The organism is uncultured Faecalicoccus sp., from assembly GCF_944325745.1.
GTDB lineage: Bacteria > Bacillota_I > Bacilli_A > Erysipelotrichales > Erysipelotrichaceae > Faecalicoccus.
This window is the reverse complement of record NZ_CALVBG010000031.1, coordinates 1-14,067: the sequence shown is the minus strand read 5'-3', so window position 1 is coordinate 14,067 and position 14,067 is coordinate 1. Positions and strand designations below refer to the sequence as shown.

Below are 14,067 nucleotides of genomic sequence, written 5' to 3'. Positions count from 1 at the left end.
TAAAAATATTCCACTTCCATCGTATCCAGACAAAGACAAGCTAACTTGCTGGATTCATCATTCATGGCACAGCCACAGTCGATATCGATATAATTTGCGGTTTTCAGATCGTTTGTATCACTGAATATCGTTAATTCCGGATGATAGTTCAATACGATCGTATGGCCGGCAATGATGGTTTTGTTTTCTAGAAAAGGACCGTTTGGATCCATACGTTCCCAGACAAAATTCATCGGGTCTTCGATATCCTTCCAATATAAGACTTTTTTATCTTTTGCCTTGCCCGGGGCCGTATGGCACAGATAAAAATGCCGATCATTCACCACGATATCGGTAAACGCATAAGGTAATGCTCTTAATGACTGACAAATAAAATATTGATCTTCCAAGCTGGCTTTATTGTAGGCGGCAATCGTGGTCGCTCCCCCATTCAAGATCCAGTTTAAAACCGAGATATCGTTAGGAATCTCTCCTTTATTGATCTCCAAGACCTCCCACATCATATATTCGTGATTGCCCATCAAAAGATGAACATTTTCTCTTTTCAGTGCGTCCATCAAGATCTTGAATCCATCCGGTCCGCGATCGATCACATCCCCCAATATGATCAATGTATCTCCATGTTCGCAGTCAATCTTATCTAAAAGTGCATAATATTTTTGACTGAGTCCATGAATGTCACTGCATACATAGGTTGCCATGACAAAATCCCCCTTTTTTTTTGTTTCTATTATATATCAAAAAAGACGGGATTTTCCCGTCAATTTACATGTTTATGTAACTTTTTTGGATTGAATAGACTCGGCATCTTAAACAAAGGAAACAAGAAGATCAAAATCGGATAGATCTCCAATCTTCCCACTAACATCGCAACACTCAAGACGATCTTTGAGAGATCTGAATACATCGCAAAGTTTCCCATAGGGCCTGCCAATCCAAAAGCCGGGCCAACATTCCCAATACAAGTAAAAACCGAACTGATCGTTGTTTCAAAATCCAAATTATCCAACGAAACCAATAAGATACAGCTCAACAAGATCAAGATAAAACATCCAAAGAAAGTTAAGATCTGTTGAACAGTGGTCTCATCTACGATTTTTCCATCCATGGTGATTGCCGCCACTTTTTGCGGATGGATCAAGCGCTGAATATCCAGTTTGATCTTCTTTAAGATGATCAAGAATCGAGATACCTTGATACCGCCTGCCGTAGACCCGGCACAAGCCCCTACAACCATCAAGCACAGTAAGATTGATTTAGAAAACATCGGCCAAAGATTGAAATCCGTGGTCGCATAGCCGGTCGTAGAGATAATGGTTGCCACCTGGAACGATGAATAGCGAAGGCCCTCAAAGAATCCGCCATACATCTTAGAGATATTCAAGGCAATCAAGATCATCGAAGCAAAGACAATGAACAGATAAGTTCGTAATTCTTCGCTTTTAAATACAGATTTGAATTTTTTCAACAACAAGAAATAATACAAGTTGAAGTTAATTCCAAACAAGAGCATGAACACGGTGATCACGATCTCGTAATATAGATTGTTGTATTCGCCGACGCTCAAAGGCGAAATACTGAATCCTCCGGTTCCGGCAGTCCCAAAGGTATAACATAACGTATCAAAAAGCGGCATTCCGCCAATCAATAGGAATAAGATACACAGAATCGTCAATCCCATATACATACTGTATAAGATGGCCGCTGTCTGTTGGATTCGAGGGACCAGTTTGCCGATGATCGGACCTGGTGATTCGGCGCGAATAATATGCATGGAACGCTCGTTGGCTTTAGGAATAAAAGCTTGAATAAAGACCAGGATTCCCATTCCTCCGATCCAGTGAGTGAAGCTTCGCCAAAATAAGATTCCTTTTGATAAGGCTGTGACATCTGGGACGATCGAAGATCCAGTCGTCGTAAATCCAGAAACAGCCTCAAAGAAACAATCCACATAGCTAGGGATCTCCTGAGAAATAAAATACGGAAGTCCTCCAAAAAGACTGGCTGTGATCCAACACAATCCTACGGCGATCATTCCATCTCGGGCAAAAAAATCTCTTCGCGAACGTTTGATCTTAGATAGACCCAACCCCACTACCAGACAGATCGCAATCGTGATCAAAAAATCATAGACAACATCTTCTTTATAGATCAAAGCGCAGATCGTTGGCAATACCATCAAGATTCCTAAACAAATCAAGACATAACCGTTAAGATTGGCAATCAGACTCCAGTTGATCTTGCGCAATTTTCGTCTAAGCCAATACATCGTTGATATCCCTCAATCCTGCGATCTTACTAATTAATATCATACTGTCCCCCAAGCTGACACGCGTATCCCCTTGGGCAACCTGTGGTTTCCCCCGATGGGTGATATAGGCCACCAACATTTCATTTTTTAATTTCAGATCTTTTAAAGGCACCCCAATAAACTTACAGTTGTCGCGCACACGGAATTCTAATACTTCCACTTGATCATCTACGATCTTGATCAAAGATTCGATATTCGATCCGACGGTATTCTGCATGGCTCGAACATACTGGCAAATTTGATTGGCCGTAATATTCTTTGGTGTAATGGCATTTTCCAGCCCCAGTTTCTCCAACAAGAACCCTAAAGAAACGCGATTGACTTTTGGCAGTACGTTTTGTACACCCAGGTTGGATGCGAACATAGAAATGATGACATTCTCTTCGTCATTGTCCGTCAAAGCCACAAATCCATCCATATCTTCTAAGTTTTCAGAACGCAGCAATTCATGATCCGTTCCATCCCCATGGATCACCGTGATTGACGGGAATCTTTCGACAAGATCCAGACAAACATCTTTGTTTTTCTCGATGACTTTGACTTCCATGCCTAAGCGCAACAACAGACGGACCAGATAGAAAGTGATGCGTCCGCCGCCAACGATCATGATCTCCTGGATCTTATGATTTTTTAAGATCTTGATTTCCTGATAAAAGTTCTCCAGATCCTGCATGGATCCCGTCAAAGAAACTTTATCCCCTTCCAAAATGATCGTTTGTCCATCGGGAATAATGACCTGGCTTCCACGCTGGATCACGCAGAACAAGACCGTTGATTTATAGCGGCTGCTGATCTCACTCAAGCTTTGCCCGATCAACGGACTGCCTTCTTTGATCTTGATCTCGGTTAATTCCATTCGCCCCTTGGCAAAAGAAGTTGCTTTGATATTTGAAGAGAATCGCAAAGAGCGTACGATTTCCAAAGCCGCTGCCATTTCCGGATTGATCTGCATCGACAAACCCAACTCTTCTTTCATCAAGTTTAGCCCACTGACATATTCCGGGTTTCGAATACGTGCAATCGTATTTTTTGTCCCTAGTTTTTTGGCAAGCATACAACTCAAGATATTGACTTCATCTTGACTAGTTGCGGCGATCAAGAGCTCACAATCTTTGACTTGTGCTTCTTTTAACACTTCTACATTAGCTCCGTTGCCAAAAACGCCAATAATATCTAAACGATTCATCGTATCTTCCAAAACTTTGGACTTGTTTTCAATGATCGTCACATCATGGCCTTCCTGGTCCAGCTGTTTCGCTATCGCAAATCCAACTTTTCCATTTCCGACAATCGCAATCTTCATATCGATCTCCCATTTCTTCAATTTGAACAGATTTTATTGTAGACACCTTATAGAAAGGAATCAAGAAAAAGGAGGTTAAATGTTAAGATTTCATAAAGATTTTACTTGTTGAAGAATGGTATAATGAATAAAAAGGAGATCGTATGCGATTTTTTGAACCAAATTCACAAAGTATGGAATCCAGCTCATCCAATACCGTAAGAAAACAAATACAATTTACAGGTACGGTCCAAGGTGTCGGCTTTCGCTATTTGGTCCAACAGTTGGCAAGACACTACCATATCAGCGGATGGGTCCAAAACCAATGGGACGGCAGCGTCATCGCCCAACTTCAAGGCCCGCCAGAAAATATCAATAAACTCATTGAAAAGCTATATGAGGATCGCTACATCCAAATTGATGAAATCAAACAAAAAACGCTCCCTACACAAATCGAAGCCGGATTTCAAGTGCGCTACTAAAAAGCCACAAGTTATTTGATCAACTTGTGGTTTTTTCTTCTCTATCATCTTTAAACAGATTCTACGATCAAAAATATGGGTGAATTTTTATTTTGTCACTATTTCAGACGAACATAGTAAGTTGTTTTGCCCGATCCCTTCCGTTCTAATTCTTTTGATGCTACCATTTTTCTCAACGCACCTTCCACCGAACTCAAACTTAACGAAGGACAAAGTTCGAGAATATCCTGTTTCGTAAAAGGTCCAATTTTATTCATAGCTGCTTTCCGAACCTTATCAATGGCCGGTAATTTTTCTTCCACGATTGCAAATCTATCTTCGAAATCTCTGTAGGCACAAAGAATAATCGACAGAAGATACTTGATGAATGGGACTGCATCTTCCAAACCTTCATGCCAGCCATAATCCGAATCTCTAAGAGCACTATAATACAGATCTTTATATTTTGAGATCTTTGCTTCTAAAGAAATGTATTTCCCTACATAGAAACCACAGCGATATAAAAGCAACGTTGTCAATAAACGACTCATCCTGCCATTGCCGTCGTTAAAAGGGTGAATGCATAAAAAGTCATGGATAAAAATCGGTATCGCAATCAGAGGTTCCAATTCCATCTTGCCAATCACTTTGTTGTATTCTTCACAGATTCGATCCAACACCTCCGGAGTCTGTAAGGGGTCAAGAGGAGTGAAAAGAATTTCCGAATGTCCATCCGGAAAAATTGCGCTGATATAATTCTGAACATTTTTTGTGTGTCCGCCCAATGGATTATTCAGATGACTGTACAAGATCTTGTGGAGTTGTAATATATAGTTTTTGGTTATAGGAAAAGTATCAAAGTTTTCGTGAATCATTGATAATGCATCTCGATACCCAACAATTTCTTCTTCGTTTCTATTTCTTGGAGTCGTTTTATTTTCTACTAATTGTTTTATACGTGTCTTTGTAGTTACGATCCCCTCAATCGCGTTCGATGCCTCTGTACTTTGAATCTTGGCAATTTCCACCAACTTCTCCAACTCATATGGACGCTGTTTTAAATAAAGTTCTTGTTTTCCGGCCTCTTTATAGATTGCCGCAATATACCCAACGATTTCTGAATCCCATTTTTGATTTCTAATAGCTGAATAATTAAAGACTCTCATTCTCTTAAACCCCCATGCTTTCCCTTATATTATAGTTAAATTTAAGGGTATACTCAAAAAATGACGATATTATTGCTTACCCATCCACGTTTAATGAGTAAGATATAGAATAATAAAAAAACCGAAAACTTGGTACAAGGCTTTCGGCAACTCTCCATGGCGTCGCCAAGAGGATTCGAACCTCCGACCTACCGCTTAGGAGGCGGTTGCTCTGTCCTGCTGAGCTATGGCGACAAATTTGAATGAAGCCCAGCTTTCGCTGAGCTTTTTGACTATGGCGCGCCTGATAGGGCTCGAACCTACAACCGCCAGAATCGGAATCTGATACTCTATCCAATTGAGCTACAGGCGCATTTGCTTAATCATTATACAATAAAAATCAAAGATTGCCATAATTTTCCTGCTTTCAGGAATTGACAGACACAGTCTTGCGTGATAAAACGTGGTTTGGAAAAACTTTGATTGTCAAAGAAAGGAATTTTACATATGAATCCTATCCAAAAGACCTATTGTCGAATCTATCAGAATATACTGCATCTCGCCTTGCCTTTCTTGCCTTACCGCAAACCCGAGATCTTACCCAGCATCTTCTCTCTTTCTCAACTCTTTCGTTCCAAACAAATCGATACGGTTCTTTTGATCACCGATCAAAGCATTCGATCCTTTGGATTATGTACTCCCTTGGAAAAAGATCTGGAGGATAACGGGATCCGTTGTGTCGTGTATGACAAAACCGTTCCCAATCCCACCAGCGACAATGTCGAAGAAGCATTAGCGTTCTATCATCAACACCATTGCCAAGCTTTGATTGGTTTTGGCGGCGGTTCTTCGATCGACTGTGCCAAAGCAACCGGGGCCCGCATTGCCCGGCCGCATAAGAGTTTGGCAAAGATGGAAGGAATCTTAAAAGTATTAAAGAAGATCCCTCCTTTGGTGGCCATTCCAACCACGGCTGGGACCGGAAGCGAAACAACCTTGGCTGCCGTGATCGTAGATTCGAGAACCCGACATAAATACCCGATCAACGACTTCCCTTTGATTCCGCGCTATGCGGTTTTGGACCCTTATCTGACCAAGACTTTACCCGCATCTTTGACTGCCACAACCGGGATGGATGCCCTGACCCATGCCGTGGAAGCCTATATCGGAAATTCGACGACCAAAGAGACACGGACCGATGCGACCCAAGCGATTGCCTTGATCTTTATGAATTTAGCCAAAGCGGTCAATGATCCCGGTGATCTGGATGCCCGAAAGAATATGTTGGAAGCTGCCTTTCTGGCCGGAAACGCCTTTTCCCAGTCGTATGTCGGCTATGTTCATGCGATCGCTCATTCTTTAGGGGGAAAATACAACATTCCTCATGGCTATGCCAATGCGGTGATCTTGCCGATGATCTTGGAAGCTTATGGCGATAAAGCCACAAAAAAACTGGCCGAACTCGCTCTTGTTTCCGGAGCCTCTAGAGATCCCGACGAAAAGGTTCGCGCACAGGGATTTATCAATGCCATCAAGACCATGAAGAAAACATTTGGGATTCCCGATACATTCAAAGAGATCCAGGAACAAGACATCCCCTATTTAGCTGCCCAAGCCGCAAAAGAAGCCAATCCGCTCTATCCGGTTCCTTTAGAGATGAACGCCAAAGAACTGGAAACTTATTATCGTACATTGATGGAGGACCATGATGGAAACAAATGAAATTCGCCAGCGCATCCAAAAACAGCGCCATTATTTTGAAACTGGGGCCACATTGCCCATCGAAAAAAGAATCGAGACCTTAAAGAAACTGAAAAAAGTAATCGAAGCCAATGAAGAAAAAATCTTAGAAGCGTTAAAACTAGATCTAGGAAAATCTTCAACCGAAAGTTATATGTGTGAAGTAGGCCTTGCCTTGAGCGAGATCTCCTATATGATTCGTCATACAAGAAAATTTGCCCGGGAAAAACGCGTTCGCACGCCCTTGGCACAATATGTTTCCCGCAGTTTTGTGAAGCCTTCTCCTTATGGAGTGGTCTTGATCATGTCGCCTTGGAACTATCCGTTTTTATTAACGATCGATCCATTGGTGGATGCGATTGCCGCCGGGAACACGGTGATCTTAAAGCCAAGTGCTTATTCCCCGCATACCAGTACTATCTTAGAGCGCTTGATCCAAGAATTCTTTGAACCCGAACTCATCACATGCATATCCGGAGGAAGAAAAGAAAACCAGGCGCTGCTTGAACAAAAATTTGATTATATCTTCTTTACCGGCAGCAAGTCGGTGGGAAAAATCGTGATGGAAAAAGCCAGTCGCTATCTAACCCCGATCACTTTGGAGCTGGGCGGAAAAAGCCCTTGTATCGTGGATGAGAGTGCCAACATTGCCTTGGCCGCCAGACGCATTGCGTTTGGGAAATATTTAAACTGTGGCCAAACCTGTGTTGCCCCAGATTATGTGCTCTGCCACGAAAAAGTGCACGATGCCTTTGTCAAAGCTTTGCGAAAAGAAATTCAAAAACAATACACCGAAGATCCTTTGCGTCAAAATCCAAACTATGGAAAGATCATCAACGAAAAACATTTCCATCGCCTTTGCGCTTTGATGGATCCCGAAAAAGTGACCTATGGCGGCAATGCCGATCCTTCTTCCCTGCAAATTGAACCGACGATCCTGGATCATGTTACCTGGTCCGACCCCGTTATGCAGGAAGAGATCTTTGGACCTCTATGCCCGATCTTGACATATTCTGATTTGAATCAAGCCATCGCCATGATTCAATCGCATCCGGATCCGTTGGCTTTATACATTTTTTCTTCCACCAAAGAACATATCGAACGCATCAAAAGCCATTGTTCCTTTGGCGGCGGCTGCATCAATGATACGATCATTCATCTCGCAACCACCGAAATGGGATTTGGCGGCGTAGGAGAAAGCGGAATGGGAGCCTATCATGGAAAAACAGGGTTTGATACTTTCTCCCATAAAAAGAGTATGGTCGACAAAAAGACCTGGTTAGATCTGCCCATGCGCTATCAACCCTATACAAAGTTATATGATCGTATGATCCGCTTCTTTTTAAAGTAAAACAGAGCCCCAATCGGGCTCTTTTTAGACTAGTTCTTTTAAAGTTCGCAATTCCTTGGCCAAGGAATCAAAGCGGTCCGGTTTTAAAGATTGAGGACCATCACACAGGGCAGACTCTGGATCATTATGCACTTCGACCATGACCCCATCACAACCGGCAGCCACACTGGCTTTGGCCATGGGTTCCACTAGCCACCATTTTCCGCCCGCATGACTGGGATCAATAATGATTGGAAGATGAGTCAACCGTTTTAATACTGGAATAGCCTGCAAGTCTAGAGTATTGCGCGTATAACTTTCAAAGGTACGGATCCCTCTTTCACATAAGATCACATTCGGATTTCCGTGTGCCATGATGTACTCGGCTGACATCAGCCATTCTTCATATGTATTCGACAATCCCCGTTTTAAAAGAACGGGTTTTTGGATTCGTTCTCCCACTTCTTTTAACAGATCGAAATTCTGCATATTTCGAGCGCCAATCTGTACCAGATCCACTTTCTCATTGAATTCATCGATATGTTTTTCTGCCATCAGTTCGCTGACGATCGGCAGTCCTGTTTCTTTTTTGGCTTCCCATAAATAATCCAGAGCCTGCGATCCCATCCCCTGAAAGGAGTAAGGAGAGGTTCTCGGTTTGTAAGCTCCTCCTCGCAACATATCTGCTCCGCTTTTTTTGATATCCCGCGCGATCTGAAGGACCTGATCTTCGGATTCCACAGAGCACGGTCCGGCAATCAAAGTAAGATGTTCTCCTCCCACTTTGACACCCGAAACATCGATCACTGTATCTTCCGGATGAAACATGCGATTGGCCAGTTTATAGGGCTCGCTGACTTTCATGATGCGATCCACGCTTTCTTCTACCTCGATGCGTTTCGGATCAACACGGGTCGTATCCCCCACCAAGCCGACGACAAGGGTGTTCTCCCCTTGCGAAATATGGGTCTGTAAGCCCAGCTTTTCTACTTTATCTAAGACGCGTTTGACATCTTTTTCTTCTGCATGTGGTTTAAATACAATGATCATCGATAAGACCTCCTATTTACTGATAATAATGAAACAAATCTTGAAAATAATCATAGACCGGTCGGCTCTTTTTTTCGAGCTTTTTAGGTGCCAAAAAATACTTTCTTGCCGCATCCGCCAGGAATTCCTGACAATTCGATGTGGCATAATCACTGATTTCTTCTGCATAATCCCGATACAAATCAAAGACTTCCTTTTGAGTACTTAGACTGTATCGCTGGTCATACAAGTGCATCAGCTCGTGGATAAAGGTTCCCGATGAAAGCTCCGTCAAAAAGATCCCATATGGCTGATTGTTGAAGATATATACCTTTTGAGAAGCCATGACCGTAAATGCGCCTACGTCCTGAGTGGGTGCATTCGACCAGTCGTGCTTGGCATATTCCTGATCGCAGGTGCTGTTGGTCCCTGTAACACATACATAGATCTCCTCACAATTTTCCAGAAGCATATCCGGCACTTCCCGTCTTAATACCTCTAAACTATATTGCGAAAAATCCGGATCTCCTTCTAAATGTATGGGCACATCTTTTAAGTAGACGGTCCCTTCCAATTATTTTGAAGTCAATGTGCCCCACAGATTTTTATAATACGTGACTGGGGTCACATCCAATGCGAAATAAATCAGAGCTGACCAAAGAATCAAGAATAGGCTTGCCAAGATCAATAGAAAAGAAAGAATTTTATACGCAACGATTTTTTTGTTTTTCTTGATTTTCTCTTCCATCTTTCATTTTCCTAGAAGAAACCATACTGATCGTTTCTTTGATTTCCATTATACACGAAACCACTTCATCTAAGACACAGAAAAAGAGGACTTTCGTCCCCATTTTATCGAAGAAACAGCGTTGATATCGTTTTCTCGTTGTATTGTGTCGAGATGATCCCGCCATCGCTCAAGCGCGAATAGACGCCCGCAAATTCTCCATTATAAACATAAAGCCCTGTCATATTGGAATACTCCATAAAGGCATCGTGATTGACCAAATCTATGTTGATCGTGCGATACGGCGTCACATAACGCTGGACGATGTAGTTTTGATCCAAATGATTGTGCAATACTTTTTTCCATTGTTCCGGATGCAGATCTACCCCGGCCCACACACCTTTGGAGGCATAGGAATCTTTGGGTTTGATAATCCATCGATCTTTATCGTCCGCCACTTTTTCTAAGATATTTTCTGTCAAATCATAAGTCAAAGGACAATGGGCTTCAATAAATCCAACTTCTTCCTTCGTAAAGTATTTCTGCATCAACGGATCCATCAAAACTTGCGTGATCTGTTTATGATGAACCAGCTGCGTTTGAAATGCCCCGATACAACAGAACGCATGATCTTTGTACGCCTGGATAAATGGCTGGATCTCGTCATAATGATCTATCACATCGCGGGTGACCGCTCGACGATAAATGACATCGATAGGTTTTTGGGTCTTTTTCGAGATCAGCTTTCCATTCGTATACTCCAATTGACGAATATCGATGACTTCACAATCGTATCCTTTTTCTTGGAAGACTTTTTCAAACACATAAAGTTCCGTATAGTAGGCATTCTCTAAAAAGTCACAGATCCCGATCCGTGAAGACGGGGAAACGATCGGATCTTGTTTCATCGTAGAAATCAAGGCATCAGCCCAGGAGTCGACCAGTTCCAAGATCTCATAGGCATGCGGATCGTTTTGATAGATATTATTGAGTTTTAAGAAATCATTCAGCCGTTTATTTTCATTCATGGCCGAAGTCCCGTCTGTATTGAATTCACAAAATGCGAAGTCTTTTGTCTTCTCTTGATAGAATATATCGATTCGACAGATGGGAATCGGACTGGCATAGGCCGGTTCGCAAAGGATCAATTCTTCCAGTTCGGAGGAAAATCCAAATAATTTACGAATCTCGGCATCTTTTTTATAAGCTTCAATCACTTTTGAAAAGATCCCGTAGGTGGTCTTGACGATTGACTGAAAGATCTTTTTGTCTTGTTGCGAGAAGATCTTAGGGATATGTAAAGTCCGTGTATACATATTGCCCCCTAGATTCAGTTCGCTTTTCTGGATCGCATGAGTGATGGACATCGCACTTTCCTTTGATTCTAACCAATGCGTCTGGATCGCCTTTTGATAAGTTTCTTCAATCGACAGATCAGCGATATGCGACTGCGATAAAACCAAATCTTCTAATGGTGCCAGATAGGCTTGTTCTTTCGGTTCCAACCCTTTCTTGGCATCAGAAAACATCTCCAGAAGCAAAGTTTGGACACAACATCCATAGACCTTTGCACGATAGCCGTCTTTGCGAAGATGATCGACAGCTTCTAGAATTTCTGGGATTCGCATCGTTAAAGTCGAATACTTTTGAATCGATTCTTCCCGATAAAACAGACCCTTGATCAAAGCACAATACGCCTGGGTATAGATCGCCGGCATGGAATCGGCGCTGCGGATCTCAATAAACTGTTTCAGTCTTACATTCCAAAAGACCATCGAGAGATAATGCGCGATCGCCGGATCCTCATATCCGTATATCTGGGCCACTTCTTCGCAAGTCTTTTCCTGCGTATCGATAAACTGCCCCTGGTCATTCATCAAGATCAGCGGCATCTTTTGGATCGCTTGTGCATACCGGTCAAATCCAAAATCAAGATCAAACAGTCCCGGAAAGATTCCGCAGCGGGCCGGATCCGTATCTTGCCAAATGGAATCCCGAAGCAGAACATCCGGATTTTCTTTACCGGCATACAGGGAGGTATGCGAACACAAAAAGGCAAACAGCGGATGCAGAATATTGGCCATTCGATATTTGCGAATAAAATCCGCTTCATCCTGATAATCTACACTGACATGCACCGCCGCTGTGGCCTTCATCATTTCCTTGCCGCGCGATCCTGTTTTCTCAAACCAGTGTTCCATCAATTCATATCGCTTTTTATCAATACGGATGACTTGATCTGCCGGTACAGCAGGCAATCCGCCAGCCCAACAACATTCATACTCCGTTTTGGAAAGAGCTTTTAAGATCGGCTTTAAGGCTTGCAGATAAATTGTAAGGATCTGATCCAGATCCGCCATGCAGGCAATCGAGATCTCCAGCTGACAGCCCGGTTCCAAAGTGATCAGAACGTCTTGGGATTCCAGACCCATCAGCTGGCCTTGTTCATAATAATGTTGCGGATAGCTTGCTTTTAGCGATTCTAAAAGCTGCCCCACTCCATCCGGACCATGATACGGCATCGGCCTTCCATCTTTTTTGGAAATCAGAAAATGTTCCACTTCCAATCCGATCTGTCCGGTCTGTCTTTTTTTCGATCCTTTTTGAAAATAATCAGTGAGCGGCATCATAATAGATCGATTGTTTGACTTCGTCACATTTTTCCTTTCCCAGCAGCTTTTCAATGATCGCAAACGCAAACTCGATACTGGCCGCCGCTGAAACGCCCGTGATCAAGTTGCCGTCCGTTACGGCATAAGCATAGATATATTCTCCGCCAAAATCTTCATCCATACTTTTGAAACAAGTATATTTTTTGCCTTTTAAAAGCCCCAGTTTCCCTAAGATCGTCGGCGATGCACAGATGGCTGCCAAGATCTTATCGCGGGCAAAGATCTTCAACTGTTCCAGAACTTTTTCATTCTTTTCGATTTTTTGCCAATGCGGACCTCCCGGCAATACCAAACAATCCGCTTGGGAAAAATCATATGTATCGATGGGGATCACCGGGGAATATGTCACCCCAAAACGACCTGTCACCGCATCTTTTTCTATGCCGACAAGATCTACATCCAAGCCGGCTCTTCGCATCAGTGCGATGGGTCCCATCGCTTCTAATTCTTCAAATCCATTATCCATTACAACACAGACTTTCATTGATATCACCTCGGTATCAGTATACAACGAAGCGATTTGCGCTGCCAATTTGTTTACATCTTTTCTGTCCCTATCAATAAAAATGATATAATAAAAAAAACGAGGACTTCCCTATGGATTTCGCAAAAACTTATACCGATTATTGTATCCGTGCCTTTTCGATGGCCTACCAGAAGAATCAAGAAGCCATTCAAAAAGCTGCTTTGTTGTGTTATGAAGCCAGTATCCACGATCATACCTTGTATACCTTTGGAACCGGCCATTCGCATATGTTAGGGCAGGACCTGTATGCCCGCGCCGGCGGCTATGCCAAGATCTACCCCATCGTGGAGATCGAACTGACTTTGGCCACGCACCCCACAAAAAGTACGACGATTGAACGAACGGCTGCCTATGCCGGTGTTTTAGAACATCTCTACGATGTCAAAGCCGGTGATGTTGTATTCTTTGCAAGCAATTCCGGCAGAAATGCTCTGGTTGTGGAATACGCTTTGCGGCTCAAAGCCAAAGGCGTCAAGATCATCGCCATCACAAGCATGAACCATTCTTCACAGATCGCCAGCCGCCACCCTTCTTCGAAACGCTTATTTGAACTGGCCGATATCGTGCTGGATAATATGGCTCCTTACGGAGATGCCGGGATCGAGATCGATACAAACCATCGCATGGGCCCAATCAGCACGTTGACAGGTTGTTATTTATCGCAATGCATTATGGGTGCATTTGTTGATCTGATGATCCAAAATAAGAAAGAAGCACCGGTCTTTCGCTCTTCCAATGCCGATGGAGCCGATGCCTATAATAAAGAATTGTTTGAAACCTATGTGATTCAAAAAAGGAGATGATCGCATGAATCATTTAATCAATCCCACACAAAAAGAAGTCC

At 42.9% G+C, this 14,067-nt stretch carries 13 protein-coding genes and 2 tRNA genes; 4 read left to right on the top strand and 11 right to left on the bottom strand.

The window, feature by feature from the left end; genetic code table 11:
* From Q0J48_RS04425 to trkA, 3 genes are all read right to left on the bottom strand, one after another.
* Positions 1 to 701: metallophosphoesterase (locus Q0J48_RS04425; RefSeq protein WP_296242018.1), on the bottom strand; the 701-nt coding region annotated here is incomplete at its 3' end.
* A 59-nt stretch (positions 702 to 760) separates the two neighbouring features.
* Positions 761 to 2,269 (bottom strand): TrkH family potassium uptake protein, encoded by a 1,509-nt coding sequence (locus Q0J48_RS04420; protein WP_296242017.1) that lies wholly within the window; start codon positions 2,267 to 2,269, stop codon positions 761 to 763.
* A complete protein-coding gene (gene trkA / locus Q0J48_RS04415) occupies positions 2,256 to 3,614 on the bottom strand; it encodes a Trk system potassium transporter TrkA (RefSeq protein WP_296242016.1) in 1,359 nt (452 codons plus the stop codon). The genes Q0J48_RS04420 and trkA overlap by 14 nt, the downstream gene beginning before the upstream one ends.
* 143 nt (positions 3,615 to 3,757) lie before the next feature.
* Between trkA and Q0J48_RS04410 the strand changes: the two genes are divergently transcribed.
* The gene (locus tag Q0J48_RS04410; RefSeq protein ID WP_296242015.1) at positions 3,758 to 4,075 is read left to right on the top strand and encodes an acylphosphatase; all 318 of its coding nucleotides are present in this window, start codon (positions 3,758 to 3,760) and stop codon (positions 4,073 to 4,075) included.
* Between the two features lie 98 nt (positions 4,076 to 4,173).
* Here Q0J48_RS04410 and Q0J48_RS04405 read toward each other — a convergent pair whose 3' ends face one another.
* The 3 genes from Q0J48_RS04405 to Q0J48_RS04395 all read right to left on the bottom strand — a co-directional run bounded on the left by Q0J48_RS04405 (position 4,174) and on the right by Q0J48_RS04395 (position 5,572).
* The gene (locus Q0J48_RS04405) at positions 4,174 to 5,220 is read right to left on the bottom strand and encodes a Fic family protein (protein WP_296242013.1); all 1,047 of its coding nucleotides are present in this window, start codon (positions 5,218 to 5,220) and stop codon (positions 4,174 to 4,176) included.
* Between the two features lie 157 nt (positions 5,221 to 5,377).
* Positions 5,378 to 5,454: transfer RNA gene (locus Q0J48_RS04400), tRNA-Arg, on the bottom strand.
* Positions 5,455 to 5,495: 41 nt separating this feature from the next.
* A tRNA-Arg gene (locus tag Q0J48_RS04395) sits at positions 5,496 to 5,572 on the bottom strand.
* Between the two features lie 134 nt (positions 5,573 to 5,706).
* Here Q0J48_RS04395 and Q0J48_RS04390 point away from each other — a divergent pair.
* Both Q0J48_RS04390 and Q0J48_RS04385 read left to right on the top strand, forming a co-directional pair.
* Positions 5,707 to 6,921, top strand: a complete 1,215-nt coding sequence (locus Q0J48_RS04390; protein WP_296242012.1) for an iron-containing alcohol dehydrogenase — start codon at positions 5,707 to 5,709, stop codon at positions 6,919 to 6,921.
* The gene (locus Q0J48_RS04385) at positions 6,908 to 8,290 is read left to right on the top strand and encodes an aldehyde dehydrogenase (protein WP_296242009.1); all 1,383 of its coding nucleotides are present in this window, start codon (positions 6,908 to 6,910) and stop codon (positions 8,288 to 8,290) included. Before Q0J48_RS04390 ends, Q0J48_RS04385 begins: the two co-directional genes overlap by 14 nt.
* Before the next feature lie 24 nt (positions 8,291 to 8,314).
* On the opposite strand, the gene aroF is transcribed toward Q0J48_RS04385, so the two are convergent.
* From aroF to Q0J48_RS04360, 5 genes are all read right to left on the bottom strand, one after another.
* Entirely contained in the window at positions 8,315 to 9,319 is a 1,005-nt protein-coding gene (gene aroF, locus Q0J48_RS04380) for a 3-deoxy-7-phosphoheptulonate synthase (protein ID WP_296242008.1), read from the bottom strand.
* A gap of 16 nt (positions 9,320 to 9,335) precedes the next feature.
* A complete protein-coding gene (locus Q0J48_RS04375) occupies positions 9,336 to 9,845 on the bottom strand; it encodes a hypothetical protein (protein WP_296242006.1) in 510 nt (169 codons plus the stop codon).
* 27 nt (positions 9,846 to 9,872) lie between these two features.
* On the bottom strand, positions 9,873 to 10,046 hold the full coding sequence (locus Q0J48_RS04370; RefSeq protein ID WP_296242005.1) for a hypothetical protein: 174 nt from the start codon (positions 10,044 to 10,046) through the stop codon (positions 9,873 to 9,875).
* Between the two features lie 104 nt (positions 10,047 to 10,150).
* Complete coding sequence (locus Q0J48_RS04365; protein ID WP_296242003.1) at positions 10,151 to 12,682, bottom strand: glutamate-cysteine ligase family protein; 2,532 nt, start codon at positions 12,680 to 12,682, stop codon at positions 10,151 to 10,153.
* Entirely contained in the window at positions 12,639 to 13,181 is a 543-nt protein-coding gene (locus Q0J48_RS04360; RefSeq protein ID WP_296242001.1) for a DJ-1/PfpI family protein, read from the bottom strand. Before Q0J48_RS04360 ends, Q0J48_RS04365 begins: the two co-directional genes overlap by 44 nt.
* Positions 13,182 to 13,294: 113 nt before the next feature.
* Between Q0J48_RS04360 and Q0J48_RS04355 the strand changes: the two genes are divergently transcribed.
* The gene (locus Q0J48_RS04355; protein ID WP_296241999.1) at positions 13,295 to 14,026 is read left to right on the top strand and encodes an SIS domain-containing protein; all 732 of its coding nucleotides are present in this window, start codon (positions 13,295 to 13,297) and stop codon (positions 14,024 to 14,026) included.
* Positions 14,027 to 14,067: the final 41 nt, after the last annotated feature.